This is a genomic window from Citrobacter sp. MGH106 (assembly GCF_001037495.1).
Lineage (GTDB): Bacteria > Pseudomonadota > Gammaproteobacteria > Enterobacterales > Enterobacteriaceae > Citrobacter > Citrobacter murliniae.
In genome coordinates, this window is the sequence record NZ_KQ089822.1 from 336,599 (window position 1) to 357,299 (window position 20,701).

The 20,701-nt window shown below is 52.3% G+C and carries 18 protein-coding genes and 1 other RNA gene; 12 read left to right on the forward strand and 7 right to left on the reverse strand.

Annotated features, from left to right (window positions below; genetic code table 11):
* Positions 1-24: 24 nt before the first annotated feature.
* From scpB to argP, 4 genes are all read right to left on the reverse strand, one after another.
* Positions 25-810, reverse strand: coding sequence for a methylmalonyl-CoA decarboxylase (gene scpB, locus SK36_RS01575; protein ID WP_045447321.1), 786 nt, complete (start codon positions 808-810; stop codon positions 25-27).
* 10 nt (positions 811-820) lie between these two features.
* Positions 821-1,816 (reverse strand): methylmalonyl Co-A mutase-associated GTPase MeaB, encoded by a 996-nt coding sequence (gene meaB / locus SK36_RS01580; RefSeq protein ID WP_048220588.1) that lies wholly within the window; start codon positions 1,814-1,816, stop codon positions 821-823.
* The gene (gene scpA, locus SK36_RS01585) at positions 1,809-3,953 is read right to left on the reverse strand and encodes a methylmalonyl-CoA mutase (protein ID WP_048220589.1); all 2,145 of its coding nucleotides are present in this window, start codon (positions 3,951-3,953) and stop codon (positions 1,809-1,811) included. The genes meaB and scpA overlap by 8 nt, the downstream gene beginning before the upstream one ends.
* Positions 3,954-4,165: 212 nt before the next feature.
* Positions 4,166-5,059 carry a DNA-binding transcriptional regulator ArgP gene (gene argP / locus SK36_RS01590; protein WP_003825477.1) on the reverse strand — a complete coding sequence of 298 codons (894 nt, stop codon included), beginning with the start codon at positions 5,057-5,059 and terminating at the stop codon, positions 4,166-4,168.
* A 159-nt stretch (positions 5,060-5,218) separates the two neighbouring features.
* Between argP and rpiA the strand changes: the two genes are divergently transcribed.
* The 3 genes from rpiA (at position 5,219) to SK36_RS24530 (ending at position 7,763) form a co-directional block, all read left to right on the forward strand.
* Entirely contained in the window at positions 5,219-5,878 is a 660-nt protein-coding gene (gene rpiA, locus SK36_RS01595) for a ribose-5-phosphate isomerase RpiA (protein WP_136345248.1), read from the forward strand.
* Between the two features lie 270 nt (positions 5,879-6,148).
* Positions 6,149-7,381 carry a phosphoglycerate dehydrogenase gene (gene serA, locus SK36_RS01600; protein WP_045447305.1) on the forward strand — a complete coding sequence of 411 codons (1,233 nt, stop codon included), beginning with the start codon at positions 6,149-6,151 and terminating at the stop codon, positions 7,379-7,381.
* A 322-nt stretch (positions 7,382-7,703) separates the two neighbouring features.
* Positions 7,704-7,763: a type I toxin-antitoxin system Ibs family toxin gene (locus SK36_RS24530; RefSeq protein WP_136345268.1), complete on the forward strand. Its 60-nt coding sequence runs from the start codon at positions 7,704-7,706 to the stop codon at positions 7,761-7,763.
* Between the two features lie 101 nt (positions 7,764-7,864).
* Here the strand turns inward: SK36_RS24530 and SK36_RS01605 are convergent, their stop codons facing one another.
* The 3 genes from SK36_RS01605 to zapA all read right to left on the reverse strand — a co-directional run bounded on the left by SK36_RS01605 (position 7,865) and on the right by zapA (position 9,035).
* Positions 7,865-8,461 (reverse strand): 5-formyltetrahydrofolate cyclo-ligase, encoded by a 597-nt coding sequence (locus SK36_RS01605; RefSeq protein WP_045447302.1) that lies wholly within the window; start codon positions 8,459-8,461, stop codon positions 7,865-7,867.
* 19 nt (positions 8,462-8,480) lie between these two features.
* Positions 8,481-8,664, reverse strand: a non-coding RNA gene (gene ssrS, locus SK36_RS23220) — 6S RNA.
* Positions 8,665-8,705: 41 nt separating this feature from the next.
* Positions 8,706-9,035: a cell division protein ZapA gene (zapA, locus tag SK36_RS01610; RefSeq protein WP_045447299.1), complete on the reverse strand. Its 330-nt coding sequence runs from the start codon at positions 9,033-9,035 to the stop codon at positions 8,706-8,708.
* A 166-nt stretch (positions 9,036-9,201) separates the two neighbouring features.
* Between zapA and SK36_RS01615 the strand changes: the two genes are divergently transcribed.
* The 9 genes from SK36_RS01615 to SK36_RS01655 all read left to right on the forward strand — a co-directional run bounded on the left by SK36_RS01615 (position 9,202) and on the right by SK36_RS01655 (position 20,647).
* A complete protein-coding gene (locus SK36_RS01615; protein WP_136345249.1) occupies positions 9,202-9,780 on the forward strand; it encodes a YecA/YgfB family protein in 579 nt (192 codons plus the stop codon).
* 24 nt (positions 9,781-9,804) lie between these two features.
* A complete protein-coding gene (gene pepP / locus SK36_RS01620; RefSeq protein ID WP_048220590.1) occupies positions 9,805-11,121 on the forward strand; it encodes a Xaa-Pro aminopeptidase in 1,317 nt (438 codons plus the stop codon).
* Complete coding sequence (gene ubiH / locus SK36_RS01625) at positions 11,118-12,296, forward strand: 2-octaprenyl-6-methoxyphenyl hydroxylase (RefSeq protein WP_048220591.1); 1,179 nt, start codon at positions 11,118-11,120, stop codon at positions 12,294-12,296. Before pepP ends, ubiH begins: the two co-directional genes overlap by 4 nt.
* Positions 12,297-12,366: 70 nt before the next feature.
* Positions 12,367-13,569, forward strand: coding sequence for an FAD-dependent 2-octaprenylphenol hydroxylase (ubiI, locus tag SK36_RS01630; RefSeq protein ID WP_048220593.1), 1,203 nt, complete (start codon positions 12,367-12,369; stop codon positions 13,567-13,569).
* Between the two features lie 452 nt (positions 13,570-14,021).
* Positions 14,022-15,116 carry a glycine cleavage system aminomethyltransferase GcvT gene (gene gcvT, locus SK36_RS01635; protein WP_048220594.1) on the forward strand — a complete coding sequence of 365 codons (1,095 nt, stop codon included), beginning with the start codon at positions 14,022-14,024 and terminating at the stop codon, positions 15,114-15,116.
* A gap of 24 nt (positions 15,117-15,140) precedes the next feature.
* A complete protein-coding gene (gene gcvH / locus SK36_RS01640) occupies positions 15,141-15,530 on the forward strand; it encodes a glycine cleavage system protein GcvH (protein ID WP_045447282.1) in 390 nt (129 codons plus the stop codon).
* Between the two features lie 117 nt (positions 15,531-15,647).
* Positions 15,648-18,521: an aminomethyl-transferring glycine dehydrogenase gene (gcvP, locus tag SK36_RS01645; RefSeq protein ID WP_048220595.1), complete on the forward strand. Its 2,874-nt coding sequence runs from the start codon at positions 15,648-15,650 to the stop codon at positions 18,519-18,521.
* A 72-nt stretch (positions 18,522-18,593) separates the two neighbouring features.
* Positions 18,594-19,337: an SDR family oxidoreductase gene (locus SK36_RS01650; RefSeq protein ID WP_045447275.1), complete on the forward strand. Its 744-nt coding sequence runs from the start codon at positions 18,594-18,596 to the stop codon at positions 19,335-19,337.
* Positions 19,338-19,744: 407 nt separating this feature from the next.
* Complete coding sequence (locus SK36_RS01655) at positions 19,745-20,647, forward strand: transporter (RefSeq protein ID WP_045447272.1); 903 nt, start codon at positions 19,745-19,747, stop codon at positions 20,645-20,647.
* Positions 20,648-20,701: the final 54 nt, after the last annotated feature.

The window sequence follows — 20,701 nt, forward strand, 5'->3', positions numbered from 1 at the left end:
GGCGATCTCCTTTCCCCCGTGTGATTAATGGCCTACAAAGTTAGGTTTGCGTTTTTCCATAAACGCATTCATCCCTTCCTGATAGTCCTCGCTGTCATAAACTGCGCGGCGCATGCCCTGGATCCGCTCAAATTCATCTGAATTCATGGTGTGCGCCTCGCCCAGCACGCGTAGCTCTTCTTTGATAACGGCTATTGCCAGTGGCGCCTTTTCCGAGATGTGGTGTGCCATTTGTAGAGTGAAATCTTCCAGTTCATCAGTAGGGACCACATGGTTAAGGATCCCGACCGCCATTGCGCGTTGCGCCGTAATAGGGGAGGCGGTAAAAATCAGCTCTTTGACGATATGGAATCCCGCATCGCGGGTCAGGTTGTGAATACCCACCAGGTTATACGGTACACCGAGGTTGACCGGCGTCATCGAGAAGGTGGAGGTTTCGGCGGCGATGATCAGATCGGAACTCATGATCATCTCAAACGCACCGCCCCAGACGCTGCCCTCGACCATGGAGATCACGGGTTTTGGGTATTTTTGGATCATGCGGGTGATCTGGCGCAGTGGATCGTCATAAGAGAGCGGATCGCGACGTCCGGCGGGGAGTTCATGAATGTCATGCCCGGCAGAGAACACTTTTGCCCCGCTCGGCGCGCGCAGGATAATACAGCGAATTTCCGGGCGGTTGAGGTCGCTCAGCGCCTGCATCAGATCATCGATAAACACTTTACTCAGGGCATTGAGCTTGCGGGCATAATTGAATTCGATGACCGCGACTTTCTGGATGATGACAACGTTGACGTATTGATAAGACATAATGTTCTCTTTATTCAAAGTAATGATGCTGGATAAATTCGCTGATATGCCGCAGGCCGGTGCGCGGCGAAAGATCATGGTTTTTGACCGACTGTAGCGTTTGCTGGAAGTAACGGTCGAAATCAGCGCGCGCAAACAGCAGGTGAAGCGCCTCTTCTTCGGCCTGTTTTTGTAACCAGTCCACAGACTGCTGTTGGCGAACTTTTTCCAGTCGGCCGCTGGCGGTAAGAGATGTTTTGAAGTCGGTTATCGCCTGCCAGATTTCCTCAATGCCTCGTTTTTCCAGTGCGCTACAGGCCAGAGCCTGCGGCTGCCACTCGTCGTACTTACGGCGCAGAATATGCAGGGCAGATTCATACATATGGCGGGCGATGGCGACGTTGGCCCGGTTTTCACCGTCGTCCTTGTTGATGACAATCAGGTCTGCCATCTCCATGATGCCTTTTTTGATCCCCTGCAGATCGTCCCCGCCACCGGCGATTTGTAGCGAGATAAAGCAATCGACCATGCGGGCCACTTCAGTTTCGGACTGCCCAACACCAACGGTTTCAACAATTATCACGTTGAAGCCCGCCGCTTCGCACAACAGCATTAACTCACGTGCGCGTTGGCTGGTCCCCCCCAGATGGCCACTGGAGGGGACCGGGCGAATAAACGCTGCCTCTGCGCGTGCCAGTTCCGTCATCCGGGTCTTATCGCCAAGAATGCTGCCGCCGCTGACCGGACTGCTGGGATCGACGGCAATCACCGCCACCCGCAGTCCCTGGCGGATCAGCAACATGCCGAACGCTTCCAAAAAGGTACTTTTGCCCGCGCCAGGAGTGCCGGTAATTCCCAGACGCAGGGCGTTACCAGTGAATGGCATAATGGCGTCCAGCAATTGCGTGCTTAGCGCCTGGTGTCGCGGATGGTGGCTCTCCACCAGCGTCATGGCCTGAGCGAGTGTGGCGCGATCGCCCATACGCAAGCGCTGGATGGTGTCTTCAAGCGTGGTGGTGTTAATCATGATGTTGACTGATACGGGTTAATACATCGCGGACGCTGTCGAGCATTGGTGTGCCGGGGCCATATATGGCCGCCACGCCGCGCTCTTGCAGGAAAGCGTAATCCTGCGGCGGGATAACACCTCCAGCCACCACGCAGATATCTTCTCGTCCCCAGCCTTTGAGTGCGGTGACCAGTTCCGGGATCAAGGTTTTATGACCCGCCGCCAGTGAAGATGCGCCGATCACATGCACATCATTTTCGATCGCCAGACGGGCTATTTCTTCCGGGGTGGAGAACATTGGACTGAGATCGACATCGAAACCGAGATCGGAATAGGCGCTGGCGATCACTTTCGCGCCGCGATCGTGGCCGTCCTGCCCCATTTTGGCGATCAGAATGCGTGGGCGACGACCATTGTCTGCCAGGAACTGTTCGGTTTGCGCAAGGATGGCATCAAATTCGCAGGCGGATTTATCGGACTGGTGGTAACTTTGCGCAATCACGCCAGTGACGCACTGGCTTGGCACCAGATAACGGTCAAAGGCGGCTTCCAGTGCGTCGGAGATTTCCCCGAGCGTGGCGCGAACGCGGGCAGCGCAGACTGCAGCGGCAAGCAAGTTTTCATTATGCTGCGCGGCGTGGGTGAGCGCGTTTAGCGCCGCTTTGACTGCGGCATCATCGCGGGTGGCACGGATGTGCTCCAGAGACGCGATCTGTTCGTTGCGCACTTTGACGTTGTCAATTTCCAGTACCGACGTTTCATCCTCTTTATCCAGTTTGTACTTGTTAACCCCAACAATGACGCGCTTGCCCTGGTCGATCAGCGACTGCTCACGGGCAGAGGCTTCTTCGATCATGCGTTTCGGCAATCCGGCTTCGATCGCTTTCGCCATCCCGCCCGCCTTATCAATCTGTTGAATGATCGCGCGCGCCTGTTTGACGATTTGATCGGTTAACGACTCGACGTAATACGATCCGGCCAGCGGATCAACGGTACGGCAGATTTCCGACTCCTCTTGAATAATGATCTGCGTATTACGTGCAATACGTGCGGAGAAATCAGTAGGCAGACCGAGCGCTTCATCAAAGGCGTTGGTGTGTAAAGACTGCGTGCCGCCAAGTGTGGCGCCGAGCGCTTCAATAGTGGTGCGGACTACGTTGTTATAAGGATCCTGTTCGGTCAGGCTCCAGCCGGAAGTCTGGCAGTGGGTGCGCAGGGCTAATGATTTCGGGTTTGTCGCGCCAAAACCGCTGACTGCCTCGCTCCACAGATAGCGCGCGGCGCGTAGCATGGCGACGTTCATAAACAGATCCATGCCGATGCCGAAGAAGAATGACAAACGTGGGGCGAAATCGTCGATTTTTAGCCCGGCAGAGAGTGCGGCTTTGATGTATTCAATGCCATCAGCCAGCGTAAACGCCACCTGCTGAACGCAGTTGGCTCCGGCTTCGCCCATGTGGTAACCACTGATGCTGATGGTATTAAAACGCGGCATGTTGCCTGAGCACCAGGCGATGATGTCGGCAATAATGCGCATTGAAGGTTTCGGTGGGTAAATATAGGTGTTACGGCACAGGTACTCTTTCAGAATGTCATTCTGGATGGTACCGGTGAGTAGCTCCGGTGATACACCTTGCTCCTCTGCGGCCACAATATAAAACGCCAGCACTGGCAGCACCGCGCCGTTCATGGTCATTGACACTGACATCTTATCGAGCGGGATCTGGTCGAACAGGACTTTCATGTCTTCTACTGTATCGATAGCTACGCCTGCCTTCCCAACGTCGCCTGCTACACGTGGATTGTCTGAGTCATAGCCCCGGTGGGTGGCAAGGTCAAAGGCGACGGAAAGCCCCTTTTGACCCGCGGCGAGGTTACGGCGGTAAAAAGCGTTGGACTCTTTAGCGGTGGAGAAACCGGCGTACTGGCGAATGGTCCACGGTTGCGCGGTATACATGGTTGCTCTCGGGCCACGTACGTAAGGCGGCAGGCCGGGGAGTGTGCCTGTTACTTCCAGATTATCGAGGTCAGCCTCAGTGTACAGCGGCTTGATGGCAATCCCTTCCGCCGTTTGTCGTTCCAGCGATTCGACGGTTTTATCCCGTCGGCTGAGTTCTTTGTTGGCGAGTGTTTGCCACTCCTGTACGTTTGCCATTTTTTGCTCCGTATTACGCAATTAGTTGAATCTTTGCGAATACGGTGAGCTTTTTCATTGGGCTTGTCGCCAGCAAAAAATAGCCAACAGGGCGTCGTTTTTTGCCGCGTGGTGTGTTTTATTTTGTGATGAATTTCAAAGAAATGACGGAGATAATATGAAAGGTGTTAAGCCGGATAAACGAAGCGTCATCCGGCAATGAAATGAAAGGGTTAATCCTGGCGCAGCACGTTGTGCCCGTATGCCAGCAGTGCGTCAGTGACGTTGCGCATCATGCGGCTTTCCGGTGCAAAGCGGTGCCAGTACAGCATCCTGCGCTGGAATAAGCCCGGCGTTAAGTCGATAAGCTCACCGCTTTCCAGTTCTTTTTCTATCTGTAAGTGCGGGATCATGCAGCAGGTGGTGCCCTGGCGCGCTAATTGTACGAAGGCTTCGGACGAGTTAACGATATGGCATGGAACGCTGCCAGGCGGAAGATCGAAGTTTTGTTGCAGGAAGGCCTGGTGCATATCGTCAAGGTGGTCAAACGCCACCGCCGGCGCCTTCAGCAGGGCTGAGCGGGTGACGCCATTAGGAAAATAACGCTCGGCGAAAGGCTTTGATCCCACAAACAGGTAGTCAAGCGCGCCTAGCTTATCCACCAGACAGCTTGGCAGCGCCTGATGTTGAATACTCACCGCACCGACCACTTCACCGCGACGCAGGCGTTCCTGGGTGCGCGTTTCATCTTCAACCTGTAAATTCAGGCGAATCGGTGAGTTTGCCAGCACTGGTGCCAGCGCCGGGAGTAACCATGTCGCCAGGCTGTCGGCGTTCACCGCCAGAGAGAGCAACAGCGGGGTAGAGCCGGTTTGTTCATCGCCGAGCCACTCGTCTTCCAGCAGCTCAACCTGGCGCAGAAGCGCCAGCAGCTTTTGTCCCTGTTCAGTAGGTCGAGGCGGTACGGTGCGCACCAGCAACGGTTGTCCGAACATATTCTCAAGCTGTTTTATGCGTTGTGAAACCGCGGATTGCGTGATGCACAGCTTTTGCGCAGCGCGCTCAAATCCTCGTTCACGAATAACCGCATCCAGTGCTTGTAGTGTTCTGTAGTCCGGACGTTTCATTGCTCTGACGTACTCCTGAAATTTTTGCGTGTTCTGCACTATGACACAATTTTTGGTTGGGTAAAGACGAAATCCGCCGCCTGCGAGCGGGTGTGGGGACATTTTTCTGCGCAATGTTCTATAATGCGCGTGAATTTTCACACCACAGGCGAAACGATCATGACGCAGGATGAACTGAAAAAAGCAGTAGGATGGGCGGCACTTCAGTATGTACAACCCGGCACCATTGTGGGCGTAGGTACAGGTTCAACAGCCGCACACTTTATTGATGCGCTGGGCACAATGAAAGGCCAGATTGAAGGCGCGGTGTCCAGTTCGGACGCATCGACTGAAAAACTCAAAAGCCTCGGCATCCACGTGTTCGATCTTAACGAAGTGGATAGCCTCGGCGTATATGTTGATGGTGCTGATGAAATTAACGGCCACATGCAGATGATTAAAGGTGGCGGTGCGGCGTTAACCCGTGAAAAAATTATTGCTTCAGTGGCGAAGAAATTTATCTGCATCGCTGATGCGTCTAAAGAAGTCGATATTCTCGGTAACTTTCCGCTGCCGGTAGAAGTTATCCCGATGGCGCGTAGCGCGGTTGCTCGCCAGTTAGTGAAACTGGGTGGGCGTCCTGAATACCGCCAGGGCGTGGTGACGGACAATGGCAACGTGATCCTCGACGTGCACGGCCTGGAGATCCTCGACGCCGTTGCTATGGAAAACGCTATTAATGCGATTCCAGGAGTTGTGACCGTAGGTTTGTTTGCCAATCGTGGCGCCGATGTGGCGCTGATTGGCACGGCTGATGGCGTGAAAACTATCGTAAAATGATCTGACGGGAGAGTCTTCTACCGTTAAAAAAATTTTGGCAGGGCAAATTTGGTGACATCTGTCACGTTTTCAATCTTGTCCTGCCGATCCCTCCAAAGAAAAAGTTATCACCAGTATTTTACTCTGACATTTCCCACTGAATGACACTTCTTCAGAACGACGACGCAAACGTTCATATTGCCGCAATATTATTTTTTGATATGTTGAAGAGGAGGATGAAAATCCCACACACAACACATCAGTTTGAACAAAAAAGACAGGGTCGGGTAAATGGGAAAGGTATCGCTGGAGAAAGACAAGATTAAATTTCTGCTGGTTGAAGGCGTGCATCAAAAAGCACTGGAAAGCCTTCGTGCGGCAGGTTACACCAACATCGAGTTTCATAAAGGCGCGTTGGACACAGAACAACTGAAAGAGTCCATCCGTGATGCCCACTTCATTGGCCTGCGATCCCGTACCCATCTGACTGAAGATGTTATTGAAGCCGCAGAGAAACTGGTTGCGATTGGCTGCTTCTGTATCGGTACCAATCAGGTTGACCTGAGCGCAGCGGCAAAACGCGGGATCCCTGTGTTTAACGCACCATTCTCTAACACGCGTTCTGTTGCCGAACTGGTTATTGGCGAGCTGTTGCTGCTGCTTCGCGGCGTTCCGGAGGCCAATGCTAAAGCGCACCGCGGCGTCTGGAATAAACTGGCTACCGGCTCTTTTGAGGCGCGTGGTAAAAAACTGGGGATTATCGGTTACGGCCACATTGGTACCCAGTTGGGCATTCTGGCGGAGTCGCTGGGGATGCATGTCTATTTCTATGATATCGAAAATAAACTACCTCTTGGTAACGCTACACAGGTACAGCATCTTTCCGATCTGCTGAATATGAGCGATGTGGTGAGTCTTCACGTACCGGAAAATGCATCAACGAAAAATTTGATGGGCGCAAAAGAGATTGCACTGATGAAACCGGGGGCGCTGTTGATCAACGCTGCTCGCGGAACGGTGGTCGATATTCCAGCGCTATGCGATGCGTTAGCAACTAAACATCTGGCAGGGGCAGCAATCGACGTATTCCCAACAGAGCCGGCGACCAACAGCGATCCATTCACCTCTCCGCTGTGCGATTTTGATAACGTGATTCTGACGCCGCACATTGGTGGGTCAACGCTGGAAGCGCAGGAAAACATCGGTCTGGAAGTGGCAGGTAAGCTTACGAAGTATTCCGACAACGGCTCTACGCTGTCTGCTGTCAACTTCCCGGAAGTTTCGCTGCCGCTGCATGGTGGTCGTCGCCTGATGCACATTCACGAAAATCGTCCGGGCGTATTGACCGCGCTGAACCAAATCTTCGCTGAGCAGGGCGTTAACATTGCCGCGCAGTATCTGCAAACCTCCGCGCAGGTGGGGTATGTGGTTATTGATATCGAGGCGGATGAAGATGTGGCGGAGAAAGCGCTGCTGGCGATGAAAGCCATTCCAGGAACAATTCGCGCGCGCATGCTGTACTAATTATGCTTTTGACAAGCAGGCTGCGGCCTGCTTGTTGTTAATACAGCGTTGCCGCTGCTTGGTCAAAAAGGGGCAATCGCTGCATTTTAGCTTTGACATCACTTCTCCCATCGTCTCTTCCCTGACAACCCCTTTTCTCAATACTGTTAACTTTTCTACCGCTTACATCATTCACAAGAGCGTTTGCGAAGCTTGCCGCAGAAGGAGAGTAAAGGCTGTATAGCGCATTGTGTCAATACAGTGACAATTTACGATAGCGGGGCAGCATGGGGCTGAAACGGTAAAAGCCCTCACCGAAGGGAGGGCTTAAAGGAGAAGGGTTATGATGAAGTCAGTCATCATACTGATTGTACTGTTACTCGTAAGTTTCGCAGCTTATTAACAGTCAGTCACAGGGGAGGAGTAATCCTCCCTTACCCTTACTCACTAAACTAGGTTAAAGAATCAGCAAAGTCAATCCAGGTAATTTGGTTTTTGTCACCCTTACCATTCCCACACTTTTGACGGCGTCACCACCGCAGGCAGTGGGATATCCCACTCTTCGACCGGTAGTTTTTCGACTAACTGGCAATCATGTGCATAGCCCACAGGCTGGATCTTATATTGCTGCCAGTTTTGTAATGTGCGGTCGTAAAAACCTCCGCCCATTCCCAGACGCTGTCCGTCTTCATCAAATGCGACTAGCGGTGTGATAAGTACATCCAGTTTCGACAGCGGCAATACGTCGCGTACATCCAGTTTAGGTTCCTGGATTTTTAACCGGTTTGTCACCAGGTCGCTGTGCGGATGATAGTGCAGAAACAGTAAGTTACCGGGGCTGAACGGATGCAGAACCGGAAGGTAGACACGCTTGCCAGCCCGCCAGAGCTGTTCGATCAGCGGTTGGGTATCAAGTTCACCATCAAAGGAGAGAAAAACCGCTACGGTGTGTGCCAGTACAACAGGGGGATAGCTCAGCATTCTGGTCGCAGCCTGCTGACCGAACTGGATTTGTTGTTCAGAAGTAAGCGAACGGCGACGCTGACGGATCAGTTGACGAATTTCTTGCCGGGATAATGGAAGTTCAGGAAGTAGTGTCATGGCTGTAGCCAGGTAGAAGGGAATCTCCGAGATGCCGCCGCAGGCTGTAACCCTTGAACCCTTGGTTCAAGGTGAATGCGTCGTCACAGTTTTAAGGCTTCTCGGACGGGCCGAGCATGCTCACCAACCATGGAGCGCCACATTCTTGTGGTATGAAATATCGGCTCAGGGGACTGGCCCGCTTGCAAACATCTCAGAGAAATTTTGTCTTCACGGTCACTCTACCACAGTAAACCGAAAAGTGTTATTCAAAGTTTTGGGGCGTTTTTTCGGTAATGCGACCCTGATCAAGCAACGCCTGTTCAATGGTTTGTTGCAGCATCCGAATACGCTGTTCCATGCTCGCCGCGTAGTCACGCGTCTTCGCTTTTTCCTGAGTTAACTCATAGCTGATGTTCAACGCGGCGATGAAAACCAACTGCTCAGTATTTGTGACTCTAGTGCGAACTTTCAGATCTTGCAATCGCTGATTCAGATCGTCCGCAGCCTGATTCAACGCATCCCTTTGTTCAGGCGGGCAATTCACTCGCAGTGAACGGCCAAATATTTGGATATCGACGGGTTGTGCAGACATGCCACCTTCCTGCTGATTGACTGCGCTGCCTTCGTCTCCAGACCTTGGGTCTGCGAAGGGGCGACACTATAGCTACCCTGGTATCAAGATACAAGCCCTTTTCTGGTCCACCAGGGTCCAAAGTGGTAGCATATCATGAATATCCTCCCTTTGATGACGAATGCTTATGTCTATACAGAACGAAATGCCTGGTTACAACGAAGTTAGCCAGTTTTTGAACCAACAAGGGGCTGGATTGACCCCTGCCGAAATGCACGGTTTGATCAGTGGGATGATTTGCGGCGGTAACAACGACAGCTCATGGCAGCCGCTGTTGCACGACCTGACGAATGAAGGCCTGGCCTTTGGTCATGAGCTGGCCCAGGCTCTGGTTAAAATGCACTCAGCCACCAGTGATGCCCTGGAAGACGACGGTTTTCTTTTTCAGCTTTATCTGCCTGAGGGAGACGATGTCAGCGTCTTCGAACGTGCCGATGCGCTGGCAGGTTGGGTAAACCACTTTTTGCTTGGTCTCGGTGTCACCCAACCTAAGCTCGATAAAGTGACCGGCGAAACCGGCGAAGCTATCGACGATCTGCGTAATATCGCTCAGTTGGGATACGACGAAGACGAAGATCAGGAAGAGCTGGAAATGTCGCTCGAAGAGATCATTGAGTATGTGCGTGTTGCGGCTCTGCTATGTCATGACACATTTACACGTCAGCAGCCGACTGCACCAGAAGTACGTAAACCGACTTTGCACTAAGAACGAAACGCCAAGGAGAGTGTTATGACGCAGCAAGAGTATCTCCGCCGCCGCCGGGCTTTACTGGCACAAATGCAACCCGGCAGCGCCGCACTGATTTTCGCCGCCCCTGAAGCGACGCGCAGTGCGGACAGTGAATATCCATATCGCCAGAGCAGCGATTTCTGGTATTTCACTGGTTTTAACGAACCTGAAGCTGTGCTGGTGCTGATTAAAAGTGATGACACTCATAGCCATAGCGTTTTGTTCAATCGGGTACGTGACGTTACCGCAGAGATCTGGTTTGGCCGTCGTCTGGGGCAGGATGCTGCGCCGGAGAAACTGGGCGTCGACCGGGCGTTAGCCTTCAGTGAAATCAACCAGCAACTGCACCAACTGCTTAATGGTCTGGACGTGGTTTACCACGCACAAGGCGAATATGCGTATGCAGATGAGATAGTCTTCACTGCACTGGAAAAATTGCGTAAAGGTTCCAGACAAAATCTGAAAGCGCCGGTAGCTATTATTGACTGGCGCCCAATGGTGCATGAGATGCGCCTGTTTAAATCGCCAGAAGAGATCGCAGTGATGCGTCGCGCCGGAGAAATCACTGCTCTTGCGCACACCCGTGCGATGGAAAAATGTCGTCCAGGGATGTTTGAATACCAACTTGAAGGGGAAATTCACCACGAATTCACCCGTCATGGTGCGCGTTACCCGTCCTACAACACCATTGTCGGCAGTGGCGAAAACGGCTGTATCCTGCATTACACCGAAAATGAAAGTGAAATGCGCGATGGCGATCTGGTGTTGATTGACGCCGGGTGTGAATACAAAGGCTACGCAGGCGACATTACGCGTACCTTCCCGGTAAACGGCAAATTCACCCCTGCACAGCGCGAAATCTATGACATTGTGCTGGAATCGCTGGAAACCAGCTTGCGTCTGTATCGCCCCGGTACTTCCATCCAGGAGGTCACAGGTGAAGTGGTACGTATCATGATTACCGGTCTGGTGAAGCTCGGTATTCTGCATGGTGAAATTGACCAACTGATAGCCGATAACGCACACCGTCCTTTCTTTATGCATGGTCTTAGCCATTGGTTGGGGCTGGATGTACACGACGTTGGTGTTTATGGTCAGGATCGCTCACGTATTCTTGAACCGGGGATGGTGCTTACCGTAGAGCCAGGGCTGTACATCGCACCTGACGCCGACGTACCGCCCGCTTATCGCGGTATCGGTATTCGTATTGAAGATGACATCCTCATTACCGAAGACGGTAATGAAAACCTTACTTCTGGTGTGGTTAAGAGGGCGGATGAGATTGAAGCCTTAATGGCTGCGGCGCGACTGCAATGAGCGTAATTATCGTTGGTGGTGGTATGGTCGGCGCGACGCTGGCGCTGGCCATTTCTCAGCTTACCCATGGGACGCTACCGGTTCATCTGATTGAAGCGAGCGATCCAGAGGGCGATTGTCATCCGGGGTTTGACGCCAGGGCGATTGCGCTAGCGGCAGGTACCTGTCAACAGCTGGCGCGAATTGGCGTCTGGCAGGCAATAGCCGATTGCGCAACGGCGATTAAAACAGTACACGTCAGCGATCGTGGACATGCCGGGTTTGTTACGCTTGATGCGCACGAATACCGTATACCGGCACTGGGTCAGGTGGTGGAACTGCATGATGTTGGGCTGCGTTTGTTCGCACTGTTGCGCAAAGCGCGTGGTGTTACGCTGCATTGTCCTGATCGGGTTGCCAGCGTGTCGCGCACCCAGGAATGCGTTGAGGTCACGCTGGAGAATGGCGAAGTGATTACCGGTCGCGTGCTGGTAGCGGCTGACGGTACTCGCTCTGCGCTGGCTACCGCGTGCGGTGTTGAGTGGCAACAACAACCTTACGAACAGTTGGCCGTGATTGCTAACGTCACAACCTCCGTTCCGCATAACGGACGGGCGTTTGAGCGCTTTACGCAACATGGCCCGCTGGCAATGTTGCCGATGTCAGATGGCCGATGCTCACTGGTGTGGTGTCATCCGCTTGAGCGGCGTGATGAGATCTTGGCCTGGTCCGACGAACGGTTTTGCCGTGAACTGCAAACAGCATTTGGCTGGCGGCTGGGTCATATTACGCAAGCGGGTAAACGCAGTGCCTATCCGCTTTCATTAACCACAGCAGTGAAGGCAGTGACCCATCGTACTGTTCTGGTCGGCAATGCTGCACAAACGCTTCATCCGATTGCCGGACAAGGTTTTAACCTTGGAATGCGTGATGTCATGAGTCTTGCTGAAACGCTGACTCAGGCACATAGCACCGCCGAAGATGTAGGCGATTATGCGGTTTTGTCACGTTATCAGCGACGTCGTCAGACTGACCGTGAAGCGACGATTGGCGTGACGAATAGCCTGGTGTATCTGTTTGCCAATCGCTGGGCTCCGTTGATCGTTGGGCGTAATGCCGGATTAATGGCGATGGAATTATTTACCCCCGCGCGAGATGCGCTGGCAGAGCGGACCCTGGGGTGGGTTGCGCGTTAATGATGGCCTGTAGACCAGTAGGCCTTATCTGGCCTACGGTATTTGATCGTCCCGTTTTCAGGAGCAAACAGTGCAAAGTGTTGATGTAGCAATTGTTGGTGGCGGCATGGTAGGACTGGCGGTTGCCTGCGGTTTGCAGGGCAGCGGGTTACGCGTTGCTGTGTTAGAACAACATGTTCCACACCCTCTGGCGACGGATGCTCCTCCTCAGCTTCGTGTGTCGGCAATTAATGCTGCCAGCGAAAAACTGCTTACCCGTCTTGGCGTATGGTCAGACATCGTCGCCCGCCGTGCCTGTTGTTATCACGGTATGGAAGTGTGGGATCGAGACAGTTTTGGGCGCATCGAATTTGATGACCAAAGCATGGGGTACAACCATTTGGGACACATCGTAGAAAACGCGGTGGTCCATTACGCATTGTGGCAAAAGGCACAGCAGTCGGCGGATATTACGCTTATGGCCCCGGCAGAACTGCAGCAGGTGGCATGGGGTGAGAACGATGCTTTTCTGACCCTGAAGGACGGATCGATGCTGACCGCACGCCTGGTGATTGGTGCAGACGGCGCTCACTCCTGGCTGCGTAATAAAGCAGATATCCCGCTGACCTTCTGGGATTACCGGCATCATGCGCTGGTCGCGACTATTCGTACGCAGGAAGCACATGGTGCTGTTGCTCGCCAGGCATTCCATGGTGAGGGCATTCTGGCATTTTTACCGCTCAGTGACCCGCATCTGTGCTCTATTGTCTGGTCACTCTCGCCGCAGGAAGCTGAGCGTATGCAGCAGGCAAGCGTTGAAGAGTTTAACCAGGCGCTGAACATTGCCTTTGATAATCGTCTGGGGTTATGCCAACTCGAAAGCGAACGTCAGACGTTCCCGTTGACGGGGCGCTATGCTCGCCAGTTTGCCGCCCATCGTCTGGCACTGGTTGGCGATGCGGCGCATACCATCCATCCGCTGGCGGGTCAGGGGGTTAATCTTGGCTTTATGGATGCCGCAGAGCTGATTGATGAGCTTAAGCGCCTGCAACGCCAGGGGAAAGACATTGGCCAGCATCTCTACCTGCGTCGTTATGAGCGTAGCCGTAAGCACAGCGCGGCGCTGATGCTTGCTGGTATGCAAGGTTTCCGCGAACTGTTTGCCGGAGAAAACCCGGCGAAGAAACTGCTGCGTGATATTGGTCTGAAACTGGCGGATACCCTCCCTGGCGTAAAACCACAACTCCTCCGTCAGGCAATGGGATTAAACGACCTTCCTGAGTGGCTACGTTAACGTCCGAAAGGACAATTTTAAGAGTTTGAGACCCGTCACACTTTCCTCTCCCGGCCTGCGCGCCGGGACACTTATCTCATTTGAAATAATCTAATTCCACACCTTTTTTCGCATTAGTTTTTTTAATATTACTATTTTCTCATAACGCCATTTTTAACATTTTTTCCATATTTAATATGGATTGGTGCTGGTTATTTCAACATGTTCATATCAATTGCGCTGATTTAATGGCCTTTGTGTGGTTTTTTATTCTGATGCAGATCCTGTCATTTTTAGTCATAAGCTAATGTGATGGTTAATTTTGACTTATGGTTTAGCGTCTATTTCGGTGGTAAGTTCAAGGCAAAGAGAACGTTTGCGTCGCAGCCCCCGGAGCGGCTGCGGTGCTGGGTTTCGTGGCGAAGATTTCACCACGAAAGAGTTGGTAGCCCCGCTTATTCAACGAGGAAAAGATGGCTCAACAGACTCCTTTGTACGAACAACACACGCTATGTGGCGCGCGCATGGTTGATTTCCATGGCTGGATGATGCCCCTGCATTATGGTTCTCAGCTCGATGAGCACCATGCTGTCCGCACCGATGCTGGTATGTTTGATGTTTCGCATATGACCATCGTCGATCTGCGCGGAAGCCGCACCCGGGAGTTCTTGCGCTATCTACTGGCAAACGACGTCGCGAAATTGACGAAAACCGGCAAAGCCCTTTATTCCGGTATGCTTAACGCTTCGGGTGGCGTGATAGATGACCTGATCGTCTACTACTTCACTGAAGACTTCTTCCGCCTCGTTGTAAACTCCGCCACCCGCGAAAAAGACCTCTCCTGGATTACCCAACACGCTGAACCTTATGCCATCGACATTACCGTTCGTGACGACCTGTCGATGATTGCGGTGCAAGGGCCAAATGCGCAGGCAAAAGCAGCCACGCTGTTTAATGAAGAACAACGTCATGCGGTAGAGGGCATGAAGCCTTTCTTCGGTGTGCAGACTGGTGACTTGTTTATCGCGACCACTGGTTATACCGGCGAAGCGGGATATGAAATTGCCATGCCGAATGAAAAAGCGGCGGATTTCTGGCGCGCGCTGGTGGAAGCCGGTGTTAAGCCTTGCGGGCTGGGGGCACGTGATACGCTGCGCCTGGAAGCAGGTATGAACCTGTACAGCCAGGAAATGGATGAGAGTGTTTCTCCGTTGGCGGCCAACATGGGCTGGACTATTGCGTGGGAGCCTGCTGACCGTGACTTTATTGGCCGCGAAGCGCTGGAAATGCAACGTGAAAAAGGCCATGAACAGTTGGTTGGCCTGGTGATGACGGAGAAAGGTGTACTGCGTAATGAACTGCCAGTGCGTTTCACTGATGCTCAGGGCAACCTGCAGGAAGGAGTTATCACCAGCGGTACATTCTCTCCAACGCTGGGCTACAGCATCGCGCTGGCGCGCGTTCCAGCAGGTATCGGCGAGACAGCGATAGTGCAGATCCGCAACCGTGAAATGCCGGTAAAAGTGACTAAACCTATTTTTGTGCGTAACGGCAAAGCCGTCGCGTGATTCATCCTTTTTGGAGATTGATTGATGAGCAACGTACCAGCAGAACTGAAATACAGTAAAGAACACGAATGGCTGCGCAAAGAAGCTGATGGCTCTTACACCGTTGGTATCACCGAACACGCTCAGGAGCTGTTGGGCGATATGGTTTTTGTTGATCTGCCAGAAGTTGGCGCGACTGTCAGCGCAGGCGATGACTGCGCTGTTGCAGAATCCGTAAAAGCGGCTTCCGACATTTATGCGCCGGTGGGCGGTGAAATTGTTGCGGTTAACGACGCGCTCAGTGATTCCCCGGAACTGGTGAACAGCGAGCCATATACCGGTGGCTGGATCTTTAAGATCAAGGCCAGCGATGAAAGCGAAATAGAGTCGCTGCTGGATGCGACTGCATATGAAGCACTGTTAGAAGACGAGTAAATACGCTTCATTCTTCACGTTGCAGGAAGCCGTTGTGTCCTGCAACGAGAATTATTTCGTGTATTCAGGTAAGTAGATACACCTACGATTCACTGCACGTTTCAGGAACCATCGCCCATGACACAGACGTTAAGCCAGCTTGAAAACAGCGGCGCTTTCATTGAACGCCACATCGGACCGGACGCCGCGCAGCAGCAAGAGATGCTGAATGCGGTTGGCGCCGAGTCGTTAAACGCGCTGATCGGCCAGATTGTGCCGAAAGACATTCAGCTTGCAACCCCGCCGCAGGTGGGCGAGGCGGCGACCGAATACGCTGCGCTGGCTGAATTAAAAGCCATTGCCGGACGTAACAAGCGCTTCACGTCATACATTGGCATGGGCTATACCGCCGTGCAATTGCCGCCAGTTATTCTGCGCAACATGCTGGAAAACCCAGGCTGGTACACCGCCTATACGCCGTACCAACCAGAAGTTTCCCAGGGTCGTCTGGAAGCGCTGCTGAACTTCCAGCAGGTCACGCTGGATCTGACCGGTCTGGATATGGCTTCCGCTTCTCTGCTGGATGAAGCCACTGCCGCAGCGGAAGCTATGGCGATGGCAAAACGCGTCAGCAAACTAAAAAATGCCAACCGTTTCTTTGTCGCTTCTGATGTTCATCCGCAAACGCTGGATGTGGTTCGCACCCGTGCGGAAACCTTTGGCTTTGATGTCATTGTTGATGATGCGGCAAAAGCGCTGGATCATCAGGATGTGTTTGGCGTTCTGTTACAACAGGTTGGTACCACCGGTGAAGTTCACGACTACAGCAAACTGATTGCTGAACTGAAATCCCGTAAAGTCGTGGTCAGCGTTGCGGCTGATTTTATGGCGTTAGTGCTGCTGACTGCTCCGGGCAAACAGGGCGCCGACATTGTGTTTGGCTCTGCACAGCGCTTTGGCGTACCGATGGGCTATGGCGGCCCGCATGCGGCATTCTTTGCGGCAAAAGACGAATACAAACGCTCCATGCCAGGCCGTATTATCGGCGTATCGAAAGATGCAGCGGGTAACACTGCTCTGCGTATGGCGATGCAGACTCGCGAACAACATATCCGCCGTGAGAAAGCGAACTCCAACATTTGTACCTCGCAGGTTCTGCTGGCAAACATCGCCAGCCTGTATGCCGTTTATCATGGCCCGGTTGGACTGAAACGCATTGCGAATCGTATCCATCGCCTGACCGATATTCTGGCGGCAGGTCTGCAACAGAAAGGGCTGAAGTTGCGTCACGCACACTACTTCGACACCCTGTGCGTAGAAGTAACCGACAAAGCTGCCGTACTGGCGCGCGCTGAAGCGGCAGAAATCAACCTGCGCAGTGATATTCATAACGCGGTAGGTATTACGCTCGACGAAACCACCACCCGTGAAAATGTCGTGCAGTTGTTCAGTGTCCTGCTGGGCGACAGCCACGGTCTGAACATTGATGCTCTGGATAAAGACGTGGCCCTCGACAGCCGTTCTATTCAGGACAGCATGCTGCGCGATGATGCGATCCTGAGCCATCCGGTATTTAATCGCTACCATAGCGAAACCGAGATGATGCGCTATATGCATTCGCTGGAGCGTAAAGATCTGGCGCTGAACCAGGCGATGATCCCGCTGGGTTCCTGTACCATGAAATTGAACGCTGCCGCCGAGATGATCCCAATTACCTGGCCAGAATTCGCTGAACTGCATCCGTTCTGCCCCCCGGAACAGGCGGAAGGCTACCAGCAAATGATTGGTCAGCTGTCCGACTGGCTGGTAAAACTGACCGGTTATGATGCCGTTTGTATGCAGCCGAACTCCGGTGCACAGGGCGAATATGCGGGCCTGCTGGCTATTCGTCATTATCACGAAAGTCGTAACGAAGGGCATCGTGATATCTGTCTAATCCCGGCCTCTGCTCACGGTACTAACCCTGCTTCCGCGCAGATGGCGGGTATGCAGGTGGTAGTAGTGGCTTGTGATAAAAACGGCAACATCGATCTGGCTGATCTGCGTGCCAAAGCTGAGCAGGCGGGCGAAAACCTCTCCTGCATTATGGTGACCTATCCGTCCACTCACGGCGTCTATGAAGAAACCATCCGTGAAGTGTGTGAGATTGTGCATCAGTATGGCGGTCAGGTTTACCTGGATGGCGCGAACATGAACGCCCAGGTCGGTATCACCTCGCCGGGCTTTATCGGCGCGGATGTATCGCACCTTAACCTGCATAAAACCTTCTGCATTCCGCACGGCGGCGGTGGTCCGGGTATGGGACCAATTGGTGTTAAATCGCACCTCGCACCGTTTGTACCGGGGCACAGTGTTGTACAGATTGAAGGTATGCTCACCCGTCAGGGCGCAGTTTCTGCTGCACCGTTCGGCAGCGCATCTATTCTGCCAATCAGTTGGATGTATATCCGCATGATGGGGGCAGAAGGTCTGAAACAGGCGAGCCAGGTGGCGATTCTGAATGCCAACTACATTGCCAGCCGTCTGAAAGATGCCTATCCGGTACTGTATACCGGTCGCGATGGCCGTGTGGCGCACGAGTGTATTCTCGACATTCGCCCACTGAAAGAAGAAACCGGCATCAGTGAACTGGATATTGCTAAGCGCCTGATCGACTACGGCTTCCATGCGCCGACTATGTCTTTCCCGGTGGCGGGTACGCTGATGGTGGAACCAACGGAGTCTGAAGGTAAAGTGGAACTGGATCGCTTTATTAATGCGATGCTTGCAATCCGCGCAGAGATCGATCGCGTGAAAGCAGGCGAGTGGTCACTGGAAGATAACCCGCTGGTTAACTCTCCGCACACGCAGAACGAACTGGTTGCTGAGTGGAATCACGGTTATAGCCGCGAAATAGCGGTGTTCCCGACAGGTGTTGCGAATAAATACTGGCCGACAGTGAAGCGTCTTGATGACGTTTACGGTGACCGTAATCTGTTCTGCTCCTGCGTGCCGATGAGCGAATATCAGTAATACCTGAGGTATGAACGACAGGCCGGGTAAGCGCATGCGCCACCCGGCTTTTTTATTTCTGGAGAATACGAAATGGCAATCGCATTAGTGACAGGCGGCAGTCGCGGTATTGGGCGCGCCACTGCGCGGCAACTTGCAGAAGAGGGCTACACGGTCGCGGTTAACTTTCACCACAATATTCTTGCCGCAACAGAAGTCGTGAATAGCATTATCGCATCGGGTGGTAAGGCGTTTACCCTGCGGGCAGATATCAGTAATGAAAATCAGGTTATGGCGATGTTTGAAGCCATCGACCGCGAAGGAGAACCACTAACTGCACTGGTGAATAATGCCGGGATTTTGTTTGAACAGAGTACTGTGGAAAACTTATCCGCCGAGCGTATTAATCGTGTACTGGCTACTAACGTCACTGGATATTTCCTCTGTTGTCGGGAGGCCGTAAAGCGGATGTCTTTAAAACATGGTGGTCAGGGTGGGGCAATTGTTAATGTCTCTTCGGCAGCATCGCGGCTTGGCGCCCCTTTTGAGTACGTCGATTATGCTGCGTCGAAAGGGGCGGTAGATACGCTCACCACCGGTCTGGCACTTGAGGTGGCGGCACAGGGGATACGTGTGAATTGCGTGCGTCCTGGCCTTATCTACACCGAAATGCATGCCTCTGGCGGTGAGCCAGGCAGAGTTGATCGTGTGAAGTCTATGTTACCGATGCAGCGTGGCGGGCAACCGGAAGAGGTCGCTCAGGCGATCGCCTGGCTGTTAAGTGAGAAAGCATCTTATGTTACGGGGAGTTTTCTGGAGCTGGCAGGAGGGAAGTAATGTGTTCATTGCCGGACGGCGTTGCGCTAATCGGAACACAGGTTCGCAACCCGTTCCGTAGATTTATGCAACGGACTGCCGTTCTCCACAGGTGTTGAACCGGCAGTGCCATGAATTGGTTTTCCTGATAATTTGCATTTACAAGGACGCCATCCAGTATTAGCCCTCTGAGAAAATACCGAATCTGGCGACAGAGATACGGAAGTAAATAAATTCTCTTTCAGCGAAGCATATAAACTCTTAAATCGGAATTTGTATCTCAATTTTCCCGCATAATTTCCAGTACATTAAATTCGCTTGGTTTTAAATCCTCTTTGATTTATAGCGTATTAAATTCCATAAGTGATTCAAATGTATTTATTGTGAAGTTATTTCGGTGTTTTTATTTTTCATTTCAGGAAGGAATGATGAAGAGATTAAATTTATTATCATTAATAATATGTTTTGTATCTATGAATTCACTGGGGGCGGAAATAATGGATAAGCCATCACCCCCCAGTAAGTTGTTAGGTGCTCCTGTTAATACAGCAATTTCAGGGGGAGCGTTACTCCCGCAGGGAATGTTACTGACAGCAGTAAACAGTTCATTCCGTGATAAGGATGATCAAATAAAAGGCAGTGGAAGCCCTGATATCTACTCACAAATATGGCTACTTAAAATTCGTTACGGTTTTACTGACAGGCTCGAAGGTGTGACTGTTGGGTCTTATATTAACAATCGACGCGACAATATGTCTCCCGAACACATAGAAGGGTTAGGCGATCAGTCAGTTGGTCTGAGTTATGCATTATTGAGCCAGCGGGCGGGGGCGCCATTTTGGCTAACAGTTGGTGGCGCGGTGTTGCTACCGACAGGACAGGATGGAGATAACCATTTACCCGGTAATGGGGCGTGGGGTGCTCGGGCATCAGTTTCTTTAACGACGTTTTTTACCCCGAATATTAAAGGTGATATGGATTTTATATTCCAGGGTCCGTTTGAACGGGGAAATCAGGAGGTTAAACGTGGAAATGAGTTTCAATGGAATACCCAACTCCGCTATATGTGTAGCGAAATGCCGTGGGATATTGGAGTGGAGAGTACATATAGCCATAATGATTCAGGTACCCGGGAACTCTCAACGGGCCATGTGATAAATAATCATTCAGGTACCACCGAGTGGGCTATCGGCCCCTCTTTTAATGTTGCTATTGATTCAATAAATGTATGGCTTGGTTTTGGTTCATTCTTCCCTGTAATGCAAGAAGCCAAATCGGCGACCAAAATGGAAAATGTACGTTGGGAATTTAAAATCGGTAAAACCTGGTGATCTCTTTGTTTACGTACTTACCTGGCATCACGCAGGTAAGTACGTTTTATCCTG

Bases quoted from the DNA above. Each gene is read 5' to 3' on its own strand.
- scpB (WP_045447321.1), bottom strand. From the start codon at position 810: ATGTCTTATCAATACGTCAACGTTGTCATCATCCAGAAAGTCGCGGTC.
- meaB (WP_048220588.1), bottom strand. From the start codon at position 1,816: ATGATTAACACCACCACGCTTGAAGACACCATCCAGCGCTTGCGTATG.
- scpA (WP_048220589.1), bottom strand. From the start codon at position 3,953: ATGGCAAACGTACAGGAGTGGCAAACACTCGCCAACAAAGAACTCAGC.
- argP (WP_003825477.1), bottom strand. From the start codon at position 5,059: ATGAAACGTCCGGACTACAGAACACTACAAGCACTGGATGCGGTTATT.
- rpiA (WP_136345248.1), top strand. From the start codon at position 5,219: ATGACGCAGGATGAACTGAAAAAAGCAGTAGGATGGGCGGCACTTCAG.
- serA (WP_045447305.1), top strand. From the start codon at position 6,149: ATGGGAAAGGTATCGCTGGAGAAAGACAAGATTAAATTTCTGCTGGTT.
- SK36_RS01605 (WP_045447302.1), bottom strand. From the start codon at position 8,461: ATGACACTACTTCCTGAACTTCCATTATCCCGGCAAGAAATTCGTCAA.
- zapA (WP_045447299.1), bottom strand. From the start codon at position 9,035: ATGTCTGCACAACCCGTCGATATCCAAATATTTGGCCGTTCACTGCGA.
- SK36_RS01615 (WP_136345249.1), top strand. From the start codon at position 9,202: ATGTCTATACAGAACGAAATGCCTGGTTACAACGAAGTTAGCCAGTTT.
- pepP (WP_048220590.1), top strand. From the start codon at position 9,805: ATGACGCAGCAAGAGTATCTCCGCCGCCGCCGGGCTTTACTGGCACAA.
- ubiH (WP_048220591.1), top strand. From the start codon at position 11,118: ATGAGCGTAATTATCGTTGGTGGTGGTATGGTCGGCGCGACGCTGGCG.
- gcvT (WP_048220594.1), top strand. From the start codon at position 14,022: ATGGCTCAACAGACTCCTTTGTACGAACAACACACGCTATGTGGCGCG.
- gcvH (WP_045447282.1), top strand. From the start codon at position 15,141: ATGAGCAACGTACCAGCAGAACTGAAATACAGTAAAGAACACGAATGG.
- gcvP (WP_048220595.1), top strand. From the start codon at position 15,648: ATGACACAGACGTTAAGCCAGCTTGAAAACAGCGGCGCTTTCATTGAA.
- SK36_RS01650 (WP_045447275.1), top strand. From the start codon at position 18,594: ATGGCAATCGCATTAGTGACAGGCGGCAGTCGCGGTATTGGGCGCGCC.
- SK36_RS01655 (WP_045447272.1), top strand. From the start codon at position 19,745: ATGAAGAGATTAAATTTATTATCATTAATAATATGTTTTGTATCTATG.